Source organism: Promicromonospora sp. NPDC050249, assembly GCF_040656015.1.
Taxonomy (GTDB): domain Bacteria; phylum Actinomycetota; class Actinomycetes; order Actinomycetales; family Cellulomonadaceae; genus Promicromonospora.
The window spans coordinates 215,132-239,967 of the sequence record NZ_JBFAKY010000002.1; the positions used below are offsets into that span (position 1 = coordinate 215,132).

The following is a 24,836-nucleotide window of genomic DNA, read 5'->3' on the forward strand; positions in this document are numbered from 1 at the left end:
CGGCGCCGGGGCTGGTCCCCGGCGCCGTCCTCCGCCTCGTTCGGGCCGTCAGCGCCCCGTCACGACGAACTTCGTGATGGCCAGAGCTTCCCGCACGTAGTCGACGGGGACCTCGTACCACGGCGTGTCCGCGTGCGCGTGGGTGGCGCGCACCCCTGCCGTCCCGGCGATCCCGGCCGCCCGGTACACGTGGTAGTCGCTCGTGACGAAGGCCGTCGTGTACTCCGTCCCGAGGCGCGCGTCGAGCAGAACCTTCGCGTGGACGAAGTTCTCGAAGGTGCTGGTCGACCGCCCCTCCTGGATGATCCGGTGCTGTGCGACGCCACGGCTGACCAGGTACCGCTCCATCGCGAGCGCCTCGGTGACGGTCTCCCCGTGCGGCAGACCTCCGGCGACCACGATGACGGCGTCCGTGTTCGCGCTCGCGTGGTCGACGGCGACGTCGAGCCGGGAGCGGAGCGCCGGTGTCACCTCGCCGTCCTGCACCGCCGTCCCGAGGACGACGACGGCGTCCTCCTCCTGCGAGGCCGTGTCCATCCTGCCGAAGAGCCCAAGGCCCGCGAAGACGAGGAGCATCAGCGCGGTGAGGCTCGGGACGAAGATCCGAAGCCACCGGGGCGGCCCCTGCCGAGCGCCCGGCCGGGTTCTGGGTAGGGAGAGCCCGTAGAACACGTACAGGGCGCCGATCACGAAGGTCGCGACGATGCCGGTGTGCATGCTGCTCACGAACAGCACGACCAGGGCATCGAGGATCAGGACGGCGCCGACGACCACCCAGAGGACCGCTCCGACGGATCTGGTCACCACGGACGCACCTTTCTCAGCACTCTTGGTGCGAGCGTTTCGGACAGGGCATAGGTCAGCGCGGCGCGGACGACGGCTTCGGCCGCTGCGGACAAACAAGCGCACGTTACCCCTAGACAGTGAGGGCTATCCCTACGGCGTTCAGCTGTCCGTCACCCTCTGGGAGTGAGAGCTTGGCGCGGCCACCTGTCGTGGTCGCGCCAAGCGACCGGTGGCTGTCAGCTCGACGCAGCTCACCGCGCCGGATGGTGCCGCGCGAGAAAACCGAGGACGGGCGGCCAGCCCCGGTGCGGCTCCGCGGCGGGAGCGGCGTGGCCGAGGCCGGGCAGCTCGAGGTACTCCGCGACGGGAATCGCGTCGGCGACCTCGCGCGCCCGGGCCGCGAAGGTGTCGGTGTCGAGCTCGAACCCCACGACCAGGCACGGGACGGCGACGTCGGCCAGGTGGGCGAGCCGGTCCTGGTAGGACGCGATGAACGCCGCGGACCGCCGTCGCGTCCGTGGGTCGGGCCGCCCGGCCCAGTCGCTCTGCGCGACGAAGCCGTCGTCGGCCAGCCGCTCGGGCGGAAACGCCGTGAGCAGGTTCAGAAGGAGCCGCAGGCCGTCGGTGCCGTGGTCGAGGAGGTCGTCCCAGGCCTGCTGGAGGACGACGTCGATCTGGTTCTGCCGCCCGTAGGGCGCCAGCAGAACGGCGGCCCGGTCAGGGACGGGCGGCGTCCACCAGCCGCCACGGCCCGTGGCGGTCGCCGGGCTGCTGGTTGCGGGTCCACCACTTCGCCGCGTAGGTGCGGCCGTCATGGGCGGCCACCGCGCCGGCCTCGAAGATGCGGGAAGCCGTCCACTGCGTGACGCCGTCGCGCTCCACGATCTCCTGCCACGGGCCGTAGGGCGCGCCGGGTTCCGTGCCGCTGGCCCACCAGGCCGCCCGCCAGGTCGAGCCCGAGTACGAGACCTCCTCACCCGCGGTGTAGACCGCCGACCTGTCCCAGACGGGAGCGGCCGGCGCGCAGCCGTCGTCGCAGATGCTGAACGACGCGAGCACGGCCTTGTGGTCGGACGGCCAGACCGCGTCCGGCGTGAGGATCACGTCGGCGCTGTCGTCCTCGACGCGCTCGTTGCGCACGATCGTCGACTGCGGGCCGACGACGGCGGCGTCGTCGATGCTGACGCGCTCGTCGGGCGTGACGAAGACGTAGTCGATGCGGTCCCGCTCGTCGGCCTCCGGCGCCCACGTGAGGTCCGACGTCGGGAAGAGCGGGTTGTCCGACGGCCAGGTGCTGCCGGGGTTGGCGACGGGGTCGGGGTAGACCTCGCGGAAGGCGTCGACCAGTCCCCCGTCGAGCAGCGTCTGCGTCGTCTGCCAGGGGATGACGACGCCGTTGTGGTCCTGCAGGTCGGCGGTCGCCTCGGTCCAGTCCTGCACCGACGGTTCGTTGAAGTCACCGCCGACGACGGCGATCCGGCCAGCGGCACGCTCTGCCGCGATGTCCTCGACCAGAGCGGCGGCGGTCACCGGGCGGCCCGACTGCCGGTTGGCCTCCAGGATGTCGTCCACGTCGGTGACCGGCGCGGGCAGCTTGTTCCAGGTGTCCCAGCCGTCCGGCCAGTCGCCCCCGACCGCGCCCCCGTACCCGCGCGGCAGGTAGGTGGCGTACCAGCGGTACTCCAGGTGCCCGCCGTACGCCACGACCTCGGTCCCGTTCACGTCGAGCACCGCCTTGGTCCACCACCGGTCCACGGTGCTGGAGTCCAGGATGGGGTAGCGCGACACGATGCCGGTGTCGGTGGCGTTGAGGTGGTCGTACCCGAGCAGCGCGGCGACCTGAGCCGGAGCATCGCCGACCTCGGGCAGGAACGTCACATCGACGTCGGTCTCGCGGATGATGTCGGCGATCTCCCGGGCACCGTCGTCGATCTGCGTACCGCCGTGCCACACGTTGAAGGCGAGCACGTTGAGCTCGCTCACCCCGTCGACCTCGGGCTTCGGCTCCGCCGGCGGCACGGTCCCGCCGGCCTCGACGGTGAGGTCGACCGGGCCGGCGAGCACGTCGTAGCCGTCGTCCTCGAGCAGGTAGACGTCGTAGTCACCCGCACCGACCGAAGCGGCGTTGCGCGTCCAGCCGTCCCGGTCGCCCGGGCCCCAGGTGACCGTACCCGTCGCCTCGGGGACGTACCGCCAGTCGAGCGACGCCGGTCCCCCGGGCACAGCCCCGTCGCGGTAGATACCTATCCAGTTGCGCTCGTGGACGGCGTCGCCGGCGTCGAACGTGACGGTGACCGACCCGTCGGTGCCGATCGCCTCCCGGTCGAGGGTGAGGGCGGGCTCCGCCGCCGAGGCCGACGGTGCGATCGCGAGCCCGGCGAGGATCCCGCCGATCCCGACGGTCGCGAGGAGACCTCGGAGGGTACGTGCTCGTACGGATGACATCTGCGGTGTGCTCCCCGGCTCGGAATGCGGTGCGGCGCGAGGCTACGAGACGTGCGTGACCGGTCCATGGCCGACGGGTGAACACGCCCGGACCACGAGGTGCGCCCCTCCTTCAGGCCTGGAGACGGGGGCTGACCACCCGCACGCAGCAGCAACCGGGGCGCGGGTCCGCGGGCCGCTCAAGGCTGGATGGCCGAAGATCATCCGTTCGGATGACCCACGAGGTCGACGATCGGCCGACGCGGCCCGCCCGCGCCCAGCCATAACGTCGGGGCATGACAGCCACCGCTGCGACCACCTCCGCCTCCACCCCGTCAGCATCCGCGAACAGGGTGCACGGCCTCGACGCACTGCGCGGCGGCGCACTGCTGCTCGGGATCGTCCTGCACTCGCTGCTCCCGTTCATGGCCTATGCCCCCTGGCTCATCACCGACAGCGTCACCACCCCGGCCGCCGACTGGGGCGTGGTGGTGATCCACCTGTTCCGGATGTCGCTGTTCATGATGCTCGCCGGCTACTTCGCCCGGCTGATCCTGCACCGCAAGGGGCTCCGCGCGTTCGCCGTCGACCGGCTGCGGCGGATCGGGCTGCCCGTGATCGTGTTCTGGCCGTTGGCAGTGCTGCCGATCGGGATCCTCGCCGTCGTCGGCGCTGCCGTGCGCGGTCAGGAGACGCCGCAGGCACCCCCGAGCTCGGTCCACCCCGTCCTGGCGGCTCTGGACCCCGGGCACATGTGGTTCCTCGTGGTCCTGCTGCAGATCTACGTGATCGCCCTGGCCGGGCGAGCCGTGCTGCGTCGGGTCCTCGGCAACGAGCGCGCCTCCGCGCTCGCCGAGCGGGCCGGCGGCTGGTTCAGCGGCCCGGCCGGCGTGCTGCTGACCGCCGTGCCGTACGCCGCCGGGGTCCTCCTCCAGGGCGCTCCGGTGGACGGGGGCATCCACATGCCGCTGAGCATCTTGCCGGAGGCCGAGGTGCTGGTGGCGTACGTCGGTGCGTTCGCCGTCGGGTACGCGCTGCAGGCACGGCCTGACGCGCTGGTCCGCCTGAGCCGTGGCCGGTGGGTCCACCTGGCGGTGGCCGTGCCGTCGTCGGCCGCGGTGTTCTACCTGATCCCCACCGAGAACCCGGCGGCACTCGCCCCCCTGGGGGCGCTCGCGTCGGCAGCCTGGTGCTACGCGCTCACCGGGCTGTGCGTCCGTTACCTGAACGGCGAACGGCCCGCCCTGCGGTACCTCGCCGACGCGTCGTACTGGATGTACCTGATGCACCTGCCGCTGCTGGTCGCCATCGAGATCCCGCTCGCCGACCTGGCCCTGCCCGTCGTCGTCAAGCTCCTCATCACCTGGGTGGTCACCTTCGTGGTCCTGGTACTGAGCTACCACGTCCTGGTGCGCTCGACCTGGGTCGGCGGGTGGCTGAACGGCCGCCGCCACCCGTGGACGTGGCCGCCGATGACCTCCGGGAACGAGCGGGAGACGCTCAGCGCACCGGCCAACGCCTGATGCCGGCGGCGGCGTACACGGCCTCGGTGAGCTCGGTGGACCGGAACCGGGCCCGCCTGCCGACCGCGCTGAGCTCGCCCCAGTAGTTCGGGGTGTAGCCGAAGCTCAGCTCGTGCTCCGGATCGGCGAACGCGAGGGAACCGCTCGCACCCGTGTGCCCGAACAGGCCGGGAACGCCGACGCTCGGCCACATCGGGCCACCCGGGAGCTGGAAGCCGAGGCTCCAGTCGGTCCGCATGCGCAGCACCTCGTCCCGCCCGACCGCCTGCGGCTGGCGGGCGGCGTTCATGAGCTCGGCGGAGACGATCCGACGTCCGTCCACCGGCCCGATGAGCGCCGCGAAGAGGCGGGCGAGGGCGATCCCGCTGCCCACCCCGCCGGCGGACGCGTCCTCGACGTCGTACCGGACGAGCTCGTCGTGGTCGTCGAAGCCCGCGGCGCTGGCGCCGAACGTGGCGCGGTACGACACGGACCGGCGGTCCATGACACCCAGCGCGTACGGGAGCCACGTCGGGTTGAGCAGGGACCGGAACGCCTGGCTCTGCGAGGGACCGACCATCGGTGCGACCCGGTGGTGCTGGTCGGCGGGCACACCGAGGTGGAGGTCGAGCCCATGGGCGGTCGCGATCTCGTCCGCGAAGTAGCGCCCGACAGTGCGTCCGGTCACCGCCCGCACCAGCCCGCTCAGGATGTATCCGTAGGTGACGGCGTGGTAGCCGTGCCGCGTGCCCGGCCGCCACCAGAGCTTCTGCCGCTCGAGCCGGTGCAGCACCTCGTCGAGTGCGACGGCGTCGTCGTTGCTGACCGAGGCGTCGAGAGCCGCCAGGCCGGAGCGGTGCGCGAGCACCAGATGCACCGGGATCTCGGCCTTGCCCTGCTGCCCGAACTCCGGCCAGTAGTCGGCGACGGGCCGCTCCAGGTCGATCACGCCCTGGTCGACGAGGTGCAGCACGGCCGAGGTGGCGAGCGCCTTGCTGGTGGACGCGATGGGCGTCATGGTGTCCCGTTCCCAGGGACGCGTTCGGGCTCGGTCGGTGTGCCCGCCCCAGATCTCCACGACCGGGCGCCCCGCCCGGTAGACGCCGAGCGAGGCGCCGACCTCTCGCCCCGAGTCGATGAAGCCCGCGAGCAGGTCCGCGACAGGACCGAAGCCCGATTCACAGTGGCCGCTGATCAACTTTCTGAAAGTCACTATCAAAAGATAGCCGGTATCATGCGGGGTGTGAAGACAGAGGACGTAGGTGCAGGACGACGGCGTGGCGACACCGCACCACCGGGTGGGCTGCGGGCGCGCAAACGCCGCCAGACGGAACGCCGCATCCAGGCGGCAGCCCTTGCCCTCTTCGACCGGCACGGCTTCGACGACGTGACCATCGAGCACGTGGCGGACGCTTCGGACGTCTCGGTGGCGACCGTCTACCGGTACTTCGTCACCAAGGAGAACCTCGTCCTCCATGACCCGCTGGAGAGCGAGCTGACGAACGCGATCATCGAGGCGATCCGCACCGGTCTGGACATCCCGGCGGCGCTGGAGCACGTCCTGGAGCACCTACCGACAGGGTCCGCCGAGGAGGCGGAGCGCGATGCCCGGACCCGGATCAGGCTCGCCAACGAGGTACCAGCCATCGCCGGCGCCGCGCACATCCGGGCCCGGGCACGTGCCGAGGAGCTCGTCGACGCACTTCCCGCCGCTCGGCGCGAGGACCGGTTGCGCGCGCGGGTCCATGCACTGGCCGCCCTCGCGACCCTGGAGGCCGCTGCCGACCACTGGCACGACGCCCAGGACCCGGCGACCCTGCGGGACGTCTCACTGGCAGCGATCCGATCGCTCCGGTCAGCGGCCACCGACTGAGAGTCGTTCGCCGGTCAGCCCTGCTCGGCGTCGAGCCGTTCGAGGATGCGGCTCGAGATCCGCCCGAGCTCAGCGAGGTCGGCGGGGTCGAGTGCGTCGACGACCAGCCTCCGGACCGTGACGACGTGCTTGGGCGCTGCGGCTTCGATGACCTCGCGACCCTGCGCGGTGATCACCACGAACGCGCCGCGGCCGTCCTCGGCGCACTCCTCGCGGGCCACGAGCCCACGCTTGATCATCCTGGCCACCTGGTGCGACAGGCGGCTCCGCTCCCAGTCGATCTCCTCGGCCAGGTCCTGGAACCGCACGCGCCCGTCGGCGACGTCGGTGAGCGCGACCAGGATCTCGAAGTCGGCGCCGGACAGGCCCGACTGGGCCTGAAGATTCGCGGTCAGATGCCTGGGGAGCCTCTGCTGCAGCCGGATGAAGGTACGCCAGGACCGCTCCTCCTCGGCGCTCAGCCAGGGCACGTCGTCGCTCATGGCGTCCAGCCTACCGCGTAGTTGACGCATCAACTAGCGCTCCGGTCCGCACCCGCTAGCCAGCTCTCACGCGTCTGGTGCCGTATGCCCACACCGCGATCTCGACGCGGTTGCGGACGCCGAGCTTGGACATCAACGACGCGACGTGGGTCTTGACCGTGCTCAGGCCGACGAAGAGCTCGGTGGCGATCTCGGCGTTGGTCCGACCCCGTGCGACCAGCGTGAGCACCTCTTCCTCGCGCTCGGTGAGGGGGTCGGTGGGCTGGACCGGTACCACCGGCACCTGATCGGCGAAGGTCGCCAGCAGCCGGCGCGTGACGTTGGGGGCGATCAGTGCCTCCCCGTCGGCCGCCGCGTGGATGGCCTGCACGAGCAGCTGCGGCCCGGCGTCCTTGAGCAGGAAGCCGCGGGCGCCGGCGCGCAGGGCGCCGAGGACGTACTCGTCGAGGTCGAAGGTGGTGATCACGACGACTGCCATCGGGTCGGTCACGTCCGGCCCGGCCAGGCGCCGCGTCACCTCGACGCCGTCGAGCCCGGGCATCCGGATGTCGACGAGGAGGACATCGGGACGCAGCCGGGTCGCCAGGTCGAGCGCCGCGAGCCCGTCCGCCGCCTCCCCCACGACCTCGAGGTCGGGTTGCGCACCGAGGATCATCACCAGCCCGGCCCTGACCAGGTCCTGGTCGTCGGCCACGACAACACGGATGCTCATGCCCACGCCTCCACCGGCAGCACGGCCTCGACCACCCAGCCGCCCTCGGCCCTCGGGCCCGCGGAGAGCGAACCGCCGAGGAGCTGGGCACGTTCGGACATGCCCAGCAGGCCGAACCCGGGCTCCGGGGCCGGCCCCGGCTCGGTCTGTCCGTCGTCGCTGACCCGCAGCCGGACGGCCTTGCCCTCCCTGCGCACGTCGATCCCCACGCGGGTCGCGTTCCGGGCGTGCCGTACGGCGTTGGTCAGGGCCTCCTGCGCGAGCCGGTAGACCGCGGCGTCCATGGGTCCCGCCAGCCGGACCGACGAACCGTCCAGCGAGACCTCGACGGTGGGCGTCGCGTCGGTGCGCGCCAGACCCGGCAGGTCCGCGACGCCCAGCTGTGGTGCGTAGGCGACGTCCTCCTCGTCACGCAGCACCCGCACCATGGATCTCATCTCCGCCAGGGTCCGCGACGCTTCGGACTCGATCGCCGCCAGGACCTCGGCAGCCTTCTCGGGCCGGACGCCGGCGACCACGCCGCCGGCCTGCGCCTGCACCGCGATGGCCGAGACATGGTGGGCCACGGTGTCGTGCAGCTCGCGCGCCAGCGCCACCCGCTCCTCGTTGCGGATCTCGCGCTGCTGGCGGTGCCAGAGGTCAGCGCGGTAGCGGAACACTGCCGCGAGGGCGACGAACAACAGCAGGAGGACGCTCCCGCCGAAGGCATCGGCCCAGCCCGCGGAGGAGGCGTACATCCCAAGAACGACCACGACCGTCACGAACACTGTCCCCAGGACCATCTCCCGGCCCGAGCCCCACCGCACCAGGGAGTAGAGGAGGATCAGCACGGCCATCATGGAGTAGAGGCCGAGGTCCCCGGCCTGCGCGGTCAGCTGGACGACCGACAGCAGCCCGGCGACGCCCCACCCCACCAGAGCGGCGATCAGCGGCCGGTCCCGCCGCCAGAGCAGGGCAGGCATCAGCGCCAGGGCGAGCACCGTCACCAGGGGTCGCCAGACCAGGTCCGGCCGGACGATGCCCTCGACCAACGCGGCGGCGGCAAGCACGCCCACCAGCAGCCCGTCGAGACGACCGATGGGTGGGACGTCAGCAGGCCGCGGCTCATGCCAGATGGAGCGCCGGACGGTGACCACGGCTCCAGCCTAGAGATCGGCGCGCCGTGGCGTATCCACCGAAAGAACGAGAGAGATCCTGCCATCGGCCTGGCAGCTCCGGCCTCCGGGCGGATCTGCCCGCCGCCGGGCTCGACGATCGTGGACGCACCGATCCACACCACGACAACGGAGCCCACCATGAGAACACGTCAGCCCGCCAGCACACTGGAAGACCAGCCGATCCCGGTGCGAGCCAAGCTCGCCGCGGCGTGGACAAGCTTCATGTTCCTGTACGCCTACGTGGACATCCTCGGCTTCTTCACGCCCGGCATCGTCGAGGACATCCTCGACGGCAAGGTCTTCGAGTTCGACCTCTCCCAGACCTTCTCGACCACGGCACTGACCCTCATGGCCATCCCGATCTTCATGGTCGTGCTGTCGATGACACTGCCCGCCCGGGCGAACCGCGTCACGAATCTCGTCGTGGCCCTGCTCTACGTCCCCGTCACGGTATTCAACGTGGCGGGCGGGTTCTGGCTGTACTTCTACGGCCTTGGCGTCGTCCTGGAGCTCATCGTTCTCGCCCTCGTCGTGCGGTACGCCTGGACCTGGCCCAGCACCGCACCGTCGGCGACGGCGACCACGGGGACGAGACCGGACCGTGAGACCGTTCGCGCCCCACGGTGAGCGTGAACCCGGCGGCGGCTCCCGGCCGGCTCGCGAGGTCGGCCGGGTGCCGGCAGAGGCGGCGGGCCGTCCCGCCGGATGCCATCAGAGGCCGGCGAACGCGTCCTTGTGCTCGGTGAGCCACTCGGAGAAGGTCTTGAGCCGCGGGTTGAGCTCGCGGACCTTGGCCAGATCGCGGCGTCCGGTGAACTCGTCGGCGAACTCGGCGTAGAACTGGAACATGTTCCCGAGGTCGTCCGCCCCGGGGAAGCCTGCCGAACGAAGGCCGTCAAACGGGACCGGGTAGTAGTGGACCGGCTCGCCGAGGAGCTCGGCGAACGCCGCCGCGTACTCGGCACCCGTCAGGTGCTCGCCCGCGATGCTCACGGTCTCGCCGGCGAGTGCCGTACCGCGCTTGAAGATCCCGTGGGCGGTGCGGCCGATGTCCTCGGCGGCTATCCCGGCGAGCTTGCTGTCGGCCATCGCGATGGCGAGGACGAGGCTGCCGTCCTCCTGACGCTTGGGCGGGAAGAATCCGAGGAAGCTGTCCCAGTAGAACGTGGTCTGCAGGAACGTGGTCGGGACGCCGGCCTCCGTGAACAGGGCGTTGGCCTCGCCCTTGACGTCGAAGTGCGGGACCTTGTACTCGCCCATCAGGGTGGGCATCCGGTCGTCGTCCAGCGGCACAAAGTTGCGCGTGTCCTCCAGCGTCGACCAGATCGCGTGCTCGATGCCCGTGGCCTGCGCCGCCCGGGCGAGGGTGCGGGCCTGCGCGTACTCGCGCTCGGGTGAGCCGTGCGCCCAGTAGTCGGTGACGAGGTAGGCCCCGTAGGCGCCGTCCAGAGCCGCGACCACACTTGCCTCGTCGTCGAGATCCGCGGCAACCACCTCGGCACCGAGCTCGGCGAGCTCCTGGGCCTTGTCGGAGCCAGGGTTCCGGGTCAGCGCGCGGACGGTGAACTCGGAGTCAGGGTCCGCGAGGATCGCGTGGGCGAGCCCACCCCCCTGGGAACCCGTGGCACCGACGACGGCGATGATCTTCTGCTCGGACATGGTCTTCTCCTCTTGATCCGGTCGCACGCTACAGCTCGATGGTTGACGCATCACCTATCAGCGCCCACCGATGCGTGACATGTCAACCAACCTAGGTCCGGATAGATGACGTGTCAAGCAGATCTCCACGCGCGAGCAGGAAAGCGCGACCGTAAAGTCGAAAGATCCGGCGGGTCCAAACGCAAAGGACTCAGATGCGAGGCTTGCGATGAGCATCTCCATGTTCCCCTTCGAGCTCGCCCATCGAGCCGCCGCGGTGCTCCGCTCCGACCTCGAGGTCAGCATCACCGTGCGGCAGCACGGGCTGACGGTGCGCGCGGGCAGCAGCACGGGCGCTGCCGCACGGTGCGACCAGGCCGAGTCCCTCGCCGGGAGCGGACCATGCATCGACGCCATGGACCAGCTGACCGCCGGCGTGGTCCCGATGATCGGCGACGTCGAGACGTGGGACGCCTGGCGGAAACAGGCGACCCACGAAGGCTTCGTCTCGGCGGCGGCGGTTCCTGCAGTGGTGGACGACCACATCGCCGTGGCCCTCAACCTCTACTCGCGCTCGCCAGACCCATGGACGGGCGAGCTGCTCACCGCCGCCGACGGCTACGCGCAGATCACGGCGGCCATGGTGCGGCTGCACCTGGGCCTTGCCGAGCTCGAGGACGGCGCCATCGGGTACTACCAGCAGATGTCCGACACGATCACGATCGAGCGCGCCATCGGCGCGATCATGCAGACCAACGACTGCGGCGAGTCCGAAGCCAGAAAGATCCTCGAGTCCACCTCCCTGCACCGCAACGTGAGCCGGCGAGAGGTTGCGGAGACGCTGTTGCGCGCCCTGGTGGTCAGCGATCCCTATCCGGAGGGCCCCAGCTAGGTCCAGCACCGGCAGATCATTCAGCCTGCCGGGGCTTGCTCGGCGCACCCGCCCGATCGGACCCGGTAGCGGGCCAGCCCATGACATGGAATTTGTCTTGCTCCCCGGGCCGGAGTCCTTCGAGAGTGTGCGGATGCTGATCAGACAAGAGCGCCCGTCCGACGCCCAGGCCGTCCGGGCAGTCACCGCGGCTGCCTTCGCAAGGGTCGCCCACGCCGCGCCACCGGTCGAGCCGGACGGCGTGCCCGGCGAGGCCACCCTGGTCGGATGGCTGCGCGGCGACCCGGGGTGGGTGCCGGAGCTGTCGCTGGTCGCCGAGGCCGGATCAGGGTCCGGCGCAGAGGTGGTCGGTCACGTCATCGCCACCCACGGACGCCTCGCGGAGCGGCCCGCACTCGGGCTCGGGCCGCTCAGCGTTGATCCCGCACACCAGGGCAGCGGGATCGGTTCCGCCTTGATGCATGCGCTCCTCGGCGCGGCCGATGCGATGGGCGAACCGGTGGTGGTGCTCCTCGGCGACCCGGCGCTCTACTCCCGGTTCGGGTTCGTGCCTGCCGGGGGCCTCGGGATCGAGGCGCCCGACCCCGGCTGGGGTGACTACTTCCAGGCGCGCACCCTGAGCGCATGGCGCGCGGAGTACGCGGGACGGTTCCGCTACGCCGCCTCGTTCGACCGACTCTGACCGTGCCGGTCCCAGCGGTGCCGAACGGTCGGCCCCCTCCATCGTCATGAACCGATACAAATCCCCACGAAAACGATGTCTTATCAGAATTGGTTGACGACCGGGTTTCACCCTGCCAACGTGTGAGAGCGCTTCCACTGTTTTGCTCCGGAAGCGATGTGATTGCGCAATTTCGCAAGTCCTTCATCACCCTCGATGACGCGGGAACGAGATGAGCCGAGCACCCGATGTCGGGGCGGCTCCGAGAGGACGACGATGTTCCATCCTTCTGCCAGGACAGGCTCGGCGGCTCATTCCGACAGGACAGGGCGACCGCCCGGCGGCGACCTGCTCACATCCCGTCCGCGCCGGCGGGGACGACGTTCGCGCACCGCGGTGCTCGCAGCAGTCGTGATCACGCTCTCCACGATCAGCGCCTTCCCGGCGATGGCGGCCGAACCGACGCCCGTTGGTGCGGGGAGCTACACGACCGACCAGGTCGGCCCGGCACCTGAGGGATGCGCCCCGCTCGCGACCGACGCTCGCGCGTTCATCACCGACTCGGCCCCCGAAGGGGCAGTGCCGACGAACGACTGGTGGTCCTCCCTGAGCTTCAAGAAGTTCGACTGCTCGATGAGCGAACCGCTGCACGCGCACCCCGTGTCGTACAAGCCGTCGCCCGGGGGCCTCGGGCTCTCGTACACCCAGCAGCCCACCCTCTACGGGACACCCGGTGGTATCGGGGAGTTTCACTACCCGTACAGCCAGGACCTCGTCGTCGGCGTCGCGGGACTGAACGCGTCCGTCGTCGAGGTCGCCGACTGGAGCGACTGGACCGTCACCCCGTCGTGGAGCGACGGAGCGCGCTCCATGAAGGCGACGATCGGGCACGGACTCCCCCTCGCCTGGTTCGAGATGACGGGCGGTGACGCGCGCCTCACCGGCGCGTCGGACCTCCGCGTGTGGCTCCGCGACGGCGCCCGCATCGGGTTCAGCACGGGTGGCGCGGACTATGTCGCGTTCGCTCCGACCGGGTCGTCCTGGACGACGTCCGGCAGCGTGCTGAGCAGCAACCTCTCCGGCAAGGGCTACCTCTCTGTCGCCGCGCTTCCCACGACGCCCGGTGACAGCGACGCCGCGCGAACCGCCCAGGCGAACGCGTACGCCCCGTACGCCTCTGTCGAGGTGACCGGAACCCGCGCGGACTACGTCTACGACGAGGCCACGAGCATCGTGCGTACTACCTACTCCTTCGAGACCGAGGCGCACGAGGGCAGCAACGCGGGCACGGTCGTCGCGCTCTACCCGCACCAGGACGTGTACCTCGAGGGGTCTACCGGCGACGGGCCGGGCGGCGGCGCGGCATCCGACCGCGACTACCAGTCCGCACGCGGGACGATGAACACGCTGGTCGGAGCGACGTCGTTCACGACGGAGACCCCCTTCACCGGCGTCCTGCCGGAGGTCCCTGCGGTCGCGACCGCAGCGGGCGACGCGAACGCGCGGCTCGACGCCCTGCTCGACGCCGAGGCCGGCGACCCGATGAGCATCGACGGTGGCGACACCTACTGGACCGGCAAGGCGCTCGGCCGCGCCGTGCGGATCGCGGAGATCGCCGACCAGCTCGACCGCACGAGCGTGCGCGATGCGGCGCTCGCACAGATCGAGGCCACGCTCACGGACTGGTTCACGGCGAGCGCCGGCGAGACGGAGCAGCTGTTCGCGTACAACGAGAACTGGGGCACCCTGGTGGGCTTCCCGGCCGGATACGGGTCGGACAAGGAGCTGAACGACCATCACTTCCACTACGGGTACTTCATCGTCGCGGCCGCCACGCTGGCCCGGTTCGATCCGGCGTGGGCGACCGACCAGCAGTTCGGCGGCATGGTCGACCAGCTGATCGCGGATGCCAACAACTTCGACCGCACCGACCTGCGGTACCCGTATCTCCGGGACTTCGACATCTACGCGGGCCACGACTGGGCGGCGGGCCACGGCGCGTTCGTCAACGGCAACAACCAGGAGTCGAGCTCGGAGGGCCAGAACTTCGCGAACGGTCTCATCCAGTGGGGTACCGCTACCGGCGACGACGCCACGCGTGACGCCGGGATCTACCTCTACGCCACGCAGACGGCGGCGATCCAGCAGTACTGGTTCGACGGGTCCGGTGCGATGCCCGACGCCTTCGGGCACTCGACGGTAGGCATGATCTGGGGCAGCGGCGGCGCGTACGCGACCTGGTTCAGCGGCGAGGCCGAGATGATCCAGGGCATCAACACGCTGCCGATCACTGGCGGCCATCTCTACCTGGGCCTGCGCCCCGACGACGTCGTCGACAACTACGACGAGATGGTCGCGACCAACAACGGCGGTCCCACGGTCTGGCAGGACCTCCTGTGGTCGTATCTCGCGCTCGGGGACGGTCAGCGAGCGCTCGCCGCACTCGACTCCGACCGCGAGTACCCGGTCGAGGAGGGCGAGAGCCGCGCGCACACGTACCACTGGATCGCCAACGTCGCCGCGCTGGGCACTGTCGACCCCGCGGTGACCGCCAACTCCCCGTTGGCGGCCGTCTTCACCAAGAACGGGGCGCGCACCTACGTGGCCTCGAACATCACGCAGTCGCCCCGCACCGTGCGGTTCTCGGACGGGACCTCGCTCGCGGTCCCTGCCGGGAAGACCGTCACCTCGGGTGCTCATACGTGGAGCGGGGGCGGCGCCCCGAGCGGCACCGACCCGACGGACCCGACAGATCCGACAGATCCGACAGATCCGCCCGTTCGGGCCGCGACGACGTTCTACCTGACGGCAGGCGGTGCCCTCGTCACCGAACCCGGCACCGCCTCCACGGCCGTGCTCGGCGCGCGCTCGGGACCGGACGCTGTCGGCGATCCGGGTACCGGGCTCACCGCCACGCTGGACCACGTCACGGGCGACTTCGGCGGCCTGCGCACCGCCTTCGATCTCGGCGTGGACGCAGGAGCGAATGTCGGCAACGGCACGCGACTGCGCGTCTCCTACGACCTCAGCGGCGACGGTTCCTTCGACCGGGTGGAGACCTACAGGTACTTCGCCACGGACCCGGTTCCCGGCTTCGAGCGCTACACCTCGGTGAACCAGGCGATGGAGAGTTCCGCAGGTACTCTCGGCGACCTCACCGACGGCACGATCAAGGTCGAGATCTGGAACGTGCTCGGCAACGCGTCCTCGCTCGTGAACCTCGCGGACTCCGTCTTGGAGGTGCCGTTCGGCCCGTTGACCGTGAGCTGACGAGCACCAAGGAACGATGCCCCGGTCGGGAGCGGCCGGGGCATCGGCCTGCTCGCAAACCTTCGGGTCTCCCGACCAGTTCCGCTACGCCGCCTCTTTCGACGACTCTGACCTTCTCTTGACGCTTGACTGAAGAATCATTGAGTTGTTCATTTGCCAAACACTGTGCAGATGGGGCGAAACCTCCTATAAAGGGAGAGATCGGGTCATGCCTGGAGTGACTCGACGAATCCTCGGGGGGCAACTCAATGAAGCAACGCCTGTTCCGCATCGTCGCCGCCATGGCGGCGACGAGCCTTGCCACGGTCGGACTGGTGACCACGTCGGCCCTGCCGTCGTACGCCGCCGGCGAGTCCTATGTCGCCCTCGGCGACTCCTATTCCTCGGGCACGGGCACCAGGGCCTATATCGACGACGGCACCCAGTGCCTGCGCTCGGTCTACGCCTACGCCAGCCTGACCGCAGCGGCGAAGAGCTACAGCCTCAACTTCCGGGCCTGCTCGGGAGCGGTAGTGGCTGACGTGACGAACAACCAGCTCAGCGCCCTGGGCTCGAGCACGAGGTACGTCACCATCTCGATCGGCGGCAACGACGCCGGATTCACCGACGTGCTCACCGAGTGCGCCCTCCCGGCATGGGCCAGCGACTGCGCCGGGACGGTCGCCGCGGCGCGTACGTTCATCTCCACCACCCTCCCGGGGCGGCTCAACACGCTCTACGCCGCCATCAGGACGAGGGCACCCAGCTCGAAGGTGGTCGTCGTCGGCTACCCGAAGATGTTCATGGGCGAGGACTGCAACCTGGCGACCTTCTTCAGCCCGGAGGACCAGGCAGCGCTCAACAACGCCGTCGTGCACATCAACTCGGTCACCTCTATGGCCGCCTCCGCCAGGGGGTTCACCTTCGTCAACCCGGTCAGCCGCTTCACCGGCCACGCCGTGTGCGACTCGACCGAGTGGATCAACGGCTACTCGAACCCGCAGCAGGAGTCCTTCCACCCCAACCGCCTCGGTCACGCCAACGGCTACACGCCGCTGGTCAGCGGCGTCCTGACCGGCGCGAGCGTCAGCGTGACCAGCGAGGTGCTGGCCAAGGCGCAGGACGGCGCAGCGGCGCAGGCGAAGCTTCAGCGGACGTACGCCGACGCCGACCGCAAGATCAAGCCGAAGCCCTTCCGGCCCCCGACCAAGGCCGGTCTGGAGGAACGCGCGAAGGAGAGGGGCGTCGACTTCGACGCGTGGTGGTCCGAGGTGCAGCGGTCAGGTCGAGCTGCACACCTGTCGCCGTGAGCAACGGAGCCTGACAGGTTCTCACCCATAGGTTCCGGGACCGCCCCGGAACCTATGGGTTCACTTCGCCTCCGCCACGAGCCATTGACACGCCTTCACAGGCCCGGGAGACTTCACCCGGATGTTAACGCTCACATCCGCTCTCAAGGAGGAGAGACATGAACGCACCTGCGCATCAGCCACGCCGTCGACGTCGTGGCGCAACCCTGTTCTTCGCCGCTCTGGCGGCGCTCGCCGTCCTGCTCCCTTTGACCGTGTCGGGCACGGTCGCCACGGCTGCCCCCGGCTCGACGTTCCAGAACCCCCTGGTCGGCACGCCCAACAGCGCCGACCCGTGGCTGGGCTACCACAACGGCAACTACTACTACGCGGCCACGACGTGGACCGGCGACATCTACCTCCGCAGGTCGCCCACCCTGGCCGGCCTGAAGACCGCCGCAGAGACCCGGGTGTTCCAGATGTCGCAGCCGGGCGCGACGTCGAACATGTGGGCCCCGAGCCTGCACCAGCTCAACGGCAGGTGGTACCTGTACTACTCGGCCGGCCCCAGCTCGTGCTGCGGCGGCCAGCGTCAGCACGTGCTCGAGAGCGCGGGGTCGGACCCGATGGGTCCGTACACCTACAAGGGCAAGCTCGACCTCATGCCGAACGACGGCTGGGCGATCGACGGCAGCGTCATGACCGTTGGCGGCACCAACTACTTCGTGTTCTCCGCCTTCACGAACAACGGCAGCTTCGAGTCGGGCGCCACCCAGAACCTGTACATCTCCCGGATGACGAACCCGTGGACGGTCGCCGCCCACGGCACCCTGATCTCCCAGCCCACGCACTCGTGGGAGACCCAGGGCAACCCGGTCAACGAGGGCCCGACCGTGCTGCAGCGCGGCGGCCGCACGTTCCTCACCTACTCGGCGAGCTTCTGCGCCACCCCGGACTACAAGATCGGCATGCTGGAGCTGACCGGACCGGACCCGCTCAGCAGGAGCTCGTGGACCAAGAACAGCACGCCGCTGTTCCAGCGCAGCGACGCCAACGGGGTCTACGGGCCCGCCCACCACACCTTCTTCAAGTCACCGGACGGCACCGAGGACTGGATCGTCTACCACGCGAACTCCTCGTCCTCCCAGGGGTGCGGCACCACGCGCACCAGCCGGGCCCAGCGGATCTCCTGGAACCCGGACGGCACCCCGAACCTCGGCGTCCCCGTCTCGACCTCGACGACCCTGGCCGGCCCGTCCGGCGAGAACAGCAACCCGGGCGCCGTTCCGGTGCGCCGCCTGCAGTCCTACAACTTCCAGGACCGCTACGTCCGTCACGCCGACTTCTCCGTGCGGATCGACCCGAACGTGAGCCCGGCGCTCGACGGCAGGTTCCGCGTCGTCGCAGGCCTGGCGAACAGCGGCTCGGGGTACGTCTCGTTCGAGTCGGAGAACTATCCCGGCTACTACCTGCGGCACGACAACTACGTGCTGCGCCTCGCCCCGAACGACGGGTCCTCGACGTTCCGGAGTGACGCGACGTTCAGGCAGGTCGCCGGTCTGGCCGGCTCCGGATGGTCCTCGTTCCAGTCGTACAACTACCCCGACCGGTACGTCCGCCACGTCGACTACGCGCTCCGGATCGACACGATCGGCACCGACGCCGCACGCCAGGACGCCACGTTCCGGCTCGTCGACTGACCCTCCCGACAGACCGACGGCGCCTGGCCCGTCCAGGCACACGACAAAGGAGTCCACATGACCCACGCCGTCCCTCTCCTCCAGGCGCGCCACAGGCTGCTCGCCTTCCTCGCGGTGCTCGCCATCGCCCTGTCCGTGGCCCAGGTCGTGAACGCGCCCCCGGCCCAGGCGGCGACCGCGTACATCTACACCACGTTCAAGGGCGACGCCGCCGCCGACCAGGAGCTGTGGGTCTACACCTCCTCGAACGCGGCCAGCTTCAGCACCCTCGCGGACACCAACTTCCGGGGCCCGACGGGCGCGCTGCGCGACCCGAGCATCATCAAGTCGGGCGGCACCTACTACATCGCCTACACGGTCCAGTCCTGGACCACGCAGTCGACGCACTTCAACATCGCGCGCAGCACGGACCTGCGGAACTGGACGCACGTCGCCTCCGTCCCGGCCGGCGTGAGCGGCACGGCCTACACCTGGGCTCCCGAGTTCTACGTCGAGGGCGGCACGGTCCGCGTCGTCGTCAGCCTCGGCACCTCGGACCACCAGTTCGTGCCCTACGTGTACACGGCCCAGAACAGCGGCCTGACGTCGTGGAGCGGCCCGACCCGGCTCGGCATCCCCGCCAACCACATCGACACGTACATCGTGAAGCGCGGCTCGACCTACCACGCGTTCGTGAAGAACGAGACGTCCAAGTGGATCGAGCGGTGGACCTCGACCAACTTCACCACCTGGACCAACCAGGGGAACCAGTGGCAGCAGTACCACGAGGGTCCCTCGGTCGTGCAGCTGGAGAACGGCTCGTACCGCGCCTACATCGACCGGTACCCCAGCGGCGGCATGTGGACCTCCACGAGCTCCGACCTCACCTCCTGGAGCGGCCTGGCACAGGTCGGCTGCGACGGCTGCCGGCACGGCACCGTCATCCTCGACACGACGTACAGCGGGGCATCCGGCGAACGCGTCACCAACCGGCACAGTGGCCTGGTCATGGACGTCCAGAACCCCAACCTGAACAACAACGCCCGCGTCGGCCAGTACGCGTGGAACGGGGAGAACTGGCAGCGCTGGGCCTTCGAGGACGCCGGTTCCGGCTACCTCCGGATCCGCTCCGTCCACTCCAACAAGTGTCTGGACGTCTCCGGCACCGCGGACGGCTCCGAGGTCCAGCAGTACGACTGCTACAACGGGACCAACCAGCAGTTCACGCTGCGGAACACGAGCAACGGCTACGTCGAGATCGTCGACCGGCGCAGCGGCAAGTGCATCGACGTCCCCGGACAGTCGACGGCGAACGGCACCATCCTGAAGATCTACCCCTGCAACGGCGGCAACAACCAGCAGTGGCTGCGCGCCACCGCCTGACCTGAACCACGGAACGGCGTCGGCCATCCAGCGGCTGACGCCGTTCCGCGGCCAGGTAGATTCCCCGCATGGCGTCTCGAGAGTTCTATCTGGCCCGGTCCGAGCCGATGCCTCTCGCACGAGCAGTGCTCCTGGCAGCGGGCATCCTGCTGGCCGGCACGCTCCTTCTCGTCTGGATCGTCCTCGACCCGAGTGAGTCCGTCGGCGACGACGCTCTCGGATACGTCGCCGGCGGCGCCCTGGCCCTTTCCGGTGCCGGCGCGCTGGTCGGCGTCATCGTCCAGGCCGCCCGCCGACGCCGACAGCCGGCACCCGAGCCCGTGCTCCTGCTGGACGACGGCGGATTCACCGCCTGGGGCGGGCTCCGGGTCCGCTGGACCGACGTCGTCTCCTGGGAGGTCTACCGCCACCACGGCCTGTACGAGCTCACCGAGGACGAGCGCGACCCGGACGACCCCGACGACATCCACGAAGAGGTCGACGAGCTTCTCGTGTTCGTGACCGTGCGGCACCCCGAAGCGATCCTCCGGAGACTCGAACCGGACGTGCGGGACGCCTATCTCGACTCCGAGCTCAACGACGAGCACGGCCGGCCGATCGAGCCCAGGTCACCGATCCGCTTCGGCGTCGACGGGCTCGATGTCCCGGACGACGAGGTGATCGCCGAGGTCGAGCGCCTCAGCGGGATGCCGCCGATCTCCCGTCCTGCACGGACATAGCCGGCGTCTGGTTCAGGTGGGGTCGGTGAGCTGTCGCATCGCGTCAAGCAACGTCGTGTAGACCGGTCCAGGCTGCGGGTCGTCCCAGTCCGACGAGGATTCGTCGTGAGCGAGACCGGCTGCTGCGGGTGCGAACAGCCACCACACGTTGCCCCAAGGGTCGATGAACCGGGCGATGTCGAAACCACCGTAGAACGGAGAGACCTCGGTGACGACGGTGGCACCGCGACCGACGGCACGGCGCATGGTCTCCGCCGCATCGATGACGTAGACCTGGGTCAGCGCCGGGGTGAACGGCCAGTCCGCCTTTCGGTCCGCGACCATGATCACCGAGTTGCCGATGTGCACCTCGGCATGGATGAGCGTCCCGTCGCCGGCGTACCAGTCGGGCGTGTGCGCTTCGCCGTTCTCGGTACCGTCGAACACCTCGGTCAGGAACTCGATGAATTCGGCCGCGCCTTTCACGACGATGAATCCGTTGACGGTGTTGTATTCCGGAGATGCTGGGGTGTTGGTTGATGTGTCCACACCTCGAAACGTAGAGACGGTTGAGGTCACCCGCTGGCCTCTACGAGACGCCGGTTCCGAGGCGGCGAGATACACGACAAAGGGCGGCACCGCGTCGCGGTGCCGCCCTTGGCCAGAGGCCGCAGTCGTCGATGCCTGTGCGGTCAGGTCGTGCGCAGGGTCCAGCGCTGGTTGGTGGCGCCGCTGCAGGCCCAGAGGATGATCTGGGTGCCGTTCGCGGTGGCCCGGCCGTTGGCGTCGAGGCACAGCGCGTTGTGGGCGTTGGTGATGGTGCCGTTCGTGTTCACGGTCCAGCGCTGGTTCGCGCCGCCCGTGCAGTCCCAGATCGCCGCCTTGGTGCCGTTGGCCGTGCCCCAGCCCGCGGCCTCGAGGCACTTGCCGTTGACCTTCAGCTCACCGGCGGACGTGCGGGTGAACGCCTGGCTGGGACGCTGCGCGCAGTCCCACAGCTGCGCCTGCGTCCCGTTCGTCGTCGAGGCGTTCGGGATGTCCACGCAGCGGTTCGACGCCGCACCGACGATCGCCGTCGAGCCGGACTGGCCCGTGCCGCCGAGGCCGGCCATGATGGCGTCGATGATGCCCTGCTGGGTCACGGAGCTGGCGGACCGGTTGAACAGCCCGAACCCGTACTGCCCGTTGACGCCGTTGTCCCAGTAGATGGTGCTCGCGCCGTACTTCTTCGCCGTGGCCACCAGCGTGCGCGCGAAGTCCTGGCGGTACCGGTTGTTCGCCGAGTCGTGCGAGGACTTGTCGATCGCGCCGTACTCGCCCACGACCACCGGGTATCCGCGCGTGACGAACTTGTCGTAGGTCTTCTTCAGCTGCGAGTCCATGTAGTCCTCCTGCCCCCACGTGGACTTCTTCGACGCATTGGTGGCGCCCGCGCCCCACTGGGTGATGGTGCCGTTCTCCTCTCCCGCGAAGTCCCACGGGGAGTAGTAGTGAACGGAGATCATCAGCCGCTGCTCGTTGCTGGGAATCGACGAGGACCTGTGACTGTCCGTCGGGATCACGAAGCCGTAGTCACCGGCGGTGTAGTCGATGTTCGTGTTCCACCCGGGAACGAGCAGCCACCTCAGGTTGTTGTTTCCCCCGGCCTGCCGCACGGTGTCGACGAAGATCTGGTTGTAGCTGTTGATGTTCGAGTAGCAGGGCTGCGTCGGGTTGCCGTACTGCCCGTCGAAGTTCTCGTTCATCGACTCGAGGATCAGACGCTGGTCGTAGGCCTGGAATCGGGTGGCGATCTGCTGCCACGCCTTCTGGTACTTGGCCTTGATCGTCGTCTGGTCGGCCGCGTCACAGATGAGCCAGGAGCCGCCGACGCTCTTGTAGCCGTCGCCGTGCATGTTGATCACCACGTACATGCCGCGGTTGTAGGCGTAGTCGACGACCTGCTGGATCCTGTTCAGCCAGGCGGCGTCGATGGTGTAGTTCGGGGCGGAACCTATGGCGTTCAGATAGGAGACGGGGATCCGGATCGTCTTGAACCCTGCCGCGCGCACCCTGTCGATCTGAGCCTGGGTCACGGCCGGGTTGTTCCATGCGGTCTCGCTCGGGTACCCGTTGGAGCTGGCTTCCAGGCTGTTCCCGAGGTTCCAGCCGGCGCCCATGTCGGCGACGATCTGCGAGGCGTTCAGCGGTGTCACGGTGTCGGCCGAGGCCCGTGTCGTCCAGCCGGTGGCAGACAGACCGACCGCCAGCATCGCGGCGACCAGACACGTGGCCAGCAGTCTGAGAGGTGCTCGTCTCACAAGAGGCATCGCTGCTCCTTTCGTCGAGGCTCGATCGGGCCGCAGCGGCCTCGAAGGAGCTGCTTGTCGGACTCGCGCAAGGGCGGTGAGGCTCGGCGACGGTGCCGGCGCTGCCGCTGGTGCGACGAGCTTCTTCCAAGGGGGCCAGTTCACGGTGTGCTCATCGTTGCGCACGGGTGCATCCGCTTCGACGGGGCCATTCCCTCGAAGCGCTTCAACACGATATGGCTTTTGTCTGAAAGTGCGCAACCCCTGAAGCCTGCCTCTTGGTCCTCGTCCGACCCGCCTGGATGCACTCGATCGTCGAAAGCACATCGAAGCGCTTCAACCACGAGGTGAGCGCGCCGCAGCCAGCACCCAGCCGCTCGCCAACAAAACCGATGACTTCAGCGGCAGCTCCACGCGACCATGGCCGGCATGGAAGAGGTGAAAGTTGTCGTCGCCCATCAGGCGTGCGCGACCCTACGCGTCGGCGACGTGTTCCTGAAGGTCGACGGCGACCAGACGCGCACCGACGTCGAGGTCCGGGCGATGGCCATGGTGCCGGTCCCGACCCCGGAGATCCTCTGGCGCAAACCACCCGTGCTCGCGCTCGCCACCGTCCCCGGCACCGCGCTCGGCCGCCTCGGCGAACCGTCGTCCGCGGCGCCGGCCGCGTGGGCAGCGGCGGGCGCCGCCGTGCGGAAGCTGCACGACTCGCCGCTGCCGCCGTGGCCCGGTCCGACCGTCGACGAGCTCGCCGCGGAGCTCGACGCCGAGTGCGAGTGGCTCGTCACCAGCGGCACCCTCCCCGCGGACCTGGTCACGCGCAACCGCCAGGTCGCCGAGGCCGCGCTCCGGCCGTGGACGCCTGTGTTCGTCCACGGCGACCTGCAGCTCGCCCACGTCTTCGTCGACGGCGACGAGGTCACCGGCATCATCGACTGGACGGAGGCGAGCCAGGGCGACGCCCTCTTCGACCTCGCCATCCTGACGCTCGGGAACGAGGACCGCCTCGACGACGTCGCCGCCGGCTACGGCGCCGACGTCGACCTCGACGTGATCCGCGCGTGGTGGTCGCTGCGCAGCCTCGGGGCCATCCGCTGGCTGGTCGAGCACGGCTTCGACCCTGCCGCGCCGGGCTGCGAGATCGACGTGCTGCGCGCCCGCATGTGACACAAGGCTGGGGGGTGACACGCACTTTCACCCCAGGTACATTGTCTTGACATTAGGACGTCATGTCCTAGCAAACCGTTGGATGGCTTGGACTGCCAGTGTCGGCAGGCCCGGTAAGAAGTCTCGGACGCAGTGCAACTGATTCGGAGAAACCATCATGTTTGCTGCAGTGAGCTCAAGAACGTCCCGCCTGGCCAGGACCTTCCTGGCCATGGTCGGCGCGGCCCTGCTGATCGTCAGCATGCCGACCGTCGCCTCCGCCGCCGTGCTGAACCCGCTGCCGCCGAACGCCACGGACTTCCAGCGGACCTTCCAGCCGTACTTCGACTACGACGGCGACAGCTGCTTTCCCGCCGCGGCCATCGACAGCAGCGGCAGGCTCAACGGCGGCCTCGACGACAGCGGACCAGTGACCGGCCAGTGCCGGAGCGGCCACCTCGGCCACGCCAACACCTATTCGCGGGCCACGTGCAACAACGGCTGGTGCGCGATCGCCTACGCCCTCTACTTCGAGAAGGACATGAGCTGCGCCGGCTGCACGTCGACGTCGCACCGCCATGACTGGGAGGGCGTCGTGGTCTGGGTACCGCAGGGCGCTGGCACGCCCGCCTACATCTCCGTGTCCGGCCACGGTGAGTACGAGACCACGGCGTGGAACAGCATCTCGGAGAAGAGCGGCGTGCGCGTCAAGGCGGTCTACCACAAGGGCGGCGGCATCAACACTCACTCCATGCGGCTCGCCAAGTCCGGTGAGCGGCCGGAGGCCTGGGGCGACGGCGGCTGGGACGAGCCCGCACTGGTCGGCTGGGACAGGCTCGATGGCGGCCTGCGTAACACGCTGAACAACTCGTCGTGGGGCAAGGCCAACTTCCCGCTGCAGGACAGCAGGTTCGGGACCGAGCTGAGCCGGGCCAAGCCGTCCGGCATCCCGTTCAACCCCAACCAGTTCTGATACG

At 69.4% G+C, this 24,836-nt stretch carries 22 protein-coding genes; 12 read left to right on the top strand and 10 right to left on the bottom strand.

Translation table 11 applies throughout. The annotated features are described in order from the left end of the window. Positions 1-48: 48 nt before the first annotated feature. The 3 genes from AB0I32_RS02570 to AB0I32_RS02580 all read right to left on the bottom strand — a co-directional run bounded on the left by AB0I32_RS02570 (position 49) and on the right by AB0I32_RS02580 (position 3,231). A complete protein-coding gene (locus tag AB0I32_RS02570; protein ID WP_357502515.1) occupies positions 49-807 on the bottom strand; it encodes a YdcF family protein in 759 nt (252 codons plus the stop codon). A gap of 230 nt (positions 808-1,037) precedes the next feature. Continuing rightward, complete coding sequence (locus tag AB0I32_RS02575; protein WP_357502517.1) at positions 1,038-1,601, bottom strand: hypothetical protein; 564 nt, start codon at positions 1,599-1,601, stop codon at positions 1,038-1,040. Continuing rightward, a complete protein-coding gene (locus tag AB0I32_RS02580; RefSeq protein WP_357502519.1) occupies positions 1,504-3,231 on the bottom strand; it encodes an endonuclease/exonuclease/phosphatase family protein in 1,728 nt (575 codons plus the stop codon). Before AB0I32_RS02580 ends, AB0I32_RS02575 begins: the two co-directional genes overlap by 98 nt. A gap of 275 nt (positions 3,232-3,506) precedes the next feature. On the opposite strand from AB0I32_RS02580, the gene AB0I32_RS02585 reads away from it, so the two are divergent. After that, the gene (locus AB0I32_RS02585) at positions 3,507-4,733 is read left to right on the top strand and encodes an acyltransferase family protein (RefSeq protein ID WP_357502521.1); all 1,227 of its coding nucleotides are present in this window, start codon (positions 3,507-3,509) and stop codon (positions 4,731-4,733) included. Here the strand turns inward: AB0I32_RS02585 and AB0I32_RS02590 are convergent. Further along, positions 4,711-5,925 (bottom strand): serine hydrolase domain-containing protein, encoded by a 1,215-nt coding sequence (locus AB0I32_RS02590; RefSeq protein ID WP_357502524.1) that lies wholly within the window; start codon positions 5,923-5,925, stop codon positions 4,711-4,713. The genes AB0I32_RS02585 and AB0I32_RS02590 overlap by 23 nt on opposite strands. A gap of 30 nt (positions 5,926-5,955) precedes the next feature. Between AB0I32_RS02590 and AB0I32_RS02595 the strand changes: the two genes are divergently transcribed. Continuing rightward, positions 5,956-6,585 carry a TetR family transcriptional regulator gene (locus AB0I32_RS02595; RefSeq protein WP_357502526.1) on the top strand — a complete coding sequence of 210 codons (630 nt, stop codon included), beginning with the start codon at positions 5,956-5,958 and terminating at the stop codon, positions 6,583-6,585. A gap of 14 nt (positions 6,586-6,599) precedes the next feature. Here AB0I32_RS02595 and AB0I32_RS02600 read toward each other — a convergent pair whose 3' ends face one another. Genes AB0I32_RS02600 through AB0I32_RS02610 form a run of 3 tightly spaced genes read right to left on the bottom strand, consistent with a single transcriptional unit; the run spans position 6,600 to position 8,915 of the window. Beyond that, entirely contained in the window at positions 6,600-7,067 is a 468-nt protein-coding gene (locus AB0I32_RS02600) for a MarR family winged helix-turn-helix transcriptional regulator (protein ID WP_357502528.1), read from the bottom strand. Between the two features lie 55 nt (positions 7,068-7,122). Next, on the bottom strand, positions 7,123-7,779 hold the full coding sequence (locus AB0I32_RS02605; RefSeq protein ID WP_357502530.1) for a response regulator transcription factor: 657 nt from the start codon (positions 7,777-7,779) through the stop codon (positions 7,123-7,125). Beyond that, a complete protein-coding gene (locus AB0I32_RS02610) occupies positions 7,776-8,915 on the bottom strand; it encodes a sensor histidine kinase (protein WP_357502532.1) in 1,140 nt (379 codons plus the stop codon). Before AB0I32_RS02610 ends, AB0I32_RS02605 begins: the two co-directional genes overlap by 4 nt. Before the next feature lie 159 nt (positions 8,916-9,074). On the opposite strand from AB0I32_RS02610, the gene AB0I32_RS02615 reads away from it, so the two are divergent. Next, entirely contained in the window at positions 9,075-9,563 is a 489-nt protein-coding gene (locus tag AB0I32_RS02615) for a DUF6326 family protein (RefSeq protein ID WP_357502534.1), read from the top strand. An 84-nt stretch (positions 9,564-9,647) separates the two neighbouring features. On the opposite strand, the gene AB0I32_RS02620 is transcribed toward AB0I32_RS02615, so the two are convergent. Beyond that, a complete protein-coding gene (locus tag AB0I32_RS02620; protein WP_357502536.1) occupies positions 9,648-10,595 on the bottom strand; it encodes an NmrA/HSCARG family protein in 948 nt (315 codons plus the stop codon). A gap of 208 nt (positions 10,596-10,803) precedes the next feature. Between AB0I32_RS02620 and AB0I32_RS02625 the strand changes: the two genes are divergently transcribed. From AB0I32_RS02625 to AB0I32_RS02655, 7 genes are all read left to right on the top strand, one after another. Continuing rightward, positions 10,804-11,466, top strand: a complete 663-nt coding sequence (locus tag AB0I32_RS02625; RefSeq protein ID WP_357502538.1) for an ANTAR domain-containing protein — start codon at positions 10,804-10,806, stop codon at positions 11,464-11,466. A gap of 133 nt (positions 11,467-11,599) precedes the next feature. Beyond that, positions 11,600-12,148: an N-acetyltransferase gene (locus tag AB0I32_RS02630; protein WP_357502540.1), complete on the top strand. Its 549-nt coding sequence runs from the start codon at positions 11,600-11,602 to the stop codon at positions 12,146-12,148. 375 nt (positions 12,149-12,523) lie between these two features. Beyond that, on the top strand, positions 12,524-15,397 hold the full coding sequence (locus AB0I32_RS02635; protein ID WP_357502542.1) for a glycosyl hydrolase: 2,874 nt from the start codon (positions 12,524-12,526) through the stop codon (positions 15,395-15,397). A gap of 248 nt (positions 15,398-15,645) precedes the next feature. After that, positions 15,646-16,686, top strand: a complete 1,041-nt coding sequence (locus tag AB0I32_RS02640; RefSeq protein WP_357502544.1) for an SGNH/GDSL hydrolase family protein — start codon at positions 15,646-15,648, stop codon at positions 16,684-16,686. Between the two features lie 158 nt (positions 16,687-16,844). Then, a complete protein-coding gene (locus AB0I32_RS02645) occupies positions 16,845-18,365 on the top strand; it encodes a family 43 glycosylhydrolase (RefSeq protein ID WP_357502546.1) in 1,521 nt (506 codons plus the stop codon). Positions 18,366-18,422: 57 nt separating this feature from the next. Then, positions 18,423-19,727 (top strand): RICIN domain-containing protein, encoded by a 1,305-nt coding sequence (locus AB0I32_RS02650; protein WP_357502548.1) that lies wholly within the window; start codon positions 18,423-18,425, stop codon positions 19,725-19,727. Between the two features lie 68 nt (positions 19,728-19,795). Then, a complete protein-coding gene (locus tag AB0I32_RS02655) occupies positions 19,796-20,446 on the top strand; it encodes a hypothetical protein (protein ID WP_357502550.1) in 651 nt (216 codons plus the stop codon). Between the two features lie 12 nt (positions 20,447-20,458). Here AB0I32_RS02655 and AB0I32_RS02660 read toward each other — a convergent pair whose 3' ends face one another. After that, positions 20,459-21,004 (bottom strand): VOC family protein, encoded by a 546-nt coding sequence (locus AB0I32_RS02660; protein WP_357502552.1) that lies wholly within the window; start codon positions 21,002-21,004, stop codon positions 20,459-20,461. A gap of 113 nt (positions 21,005-21,117) precedes the next feature. Beyond that, complete coding sequence (locus tag AB0I32_RS02665) at positions 21,118-22,734, bottom strand: cellulase family glycosylhydrolase (protein WP_357502554.1); 1,617 nt, start codon at positions 22,732-22,734, stop codon at positions 21,118-21,120. A 408-nt stretch (positions 22,735-23,142) separates the two neighbouring features. Between AB0I32_RS02665 and AB0I32_RS02670 the strand changes: the two genes are divergently transcribed. Then, a complete protein-coding gene (locus AB0I32_RS02670; RefSeq protein WP_357502556.1) occupies positions 23,143-23,880 on the top strand; it encodes a phosphotransferase in 738 nt (245 codons plus the stop codon). Positions 23,881-24,049: 169 nt separating this feature from the next. Continuing rightward, on the top strand, positions 24,050-24,832 hold the full coding sequence (locus tag AB0I32_RS02675; RefSeq protein WP_357502558.1) for an NPP1 family protein: 783 nt from the start codon (positions 24,050-24,052) through the stop codon (positions 24,830-24,832). Positions 24,833-24,836: the final 4 nt, after the last annotated feature.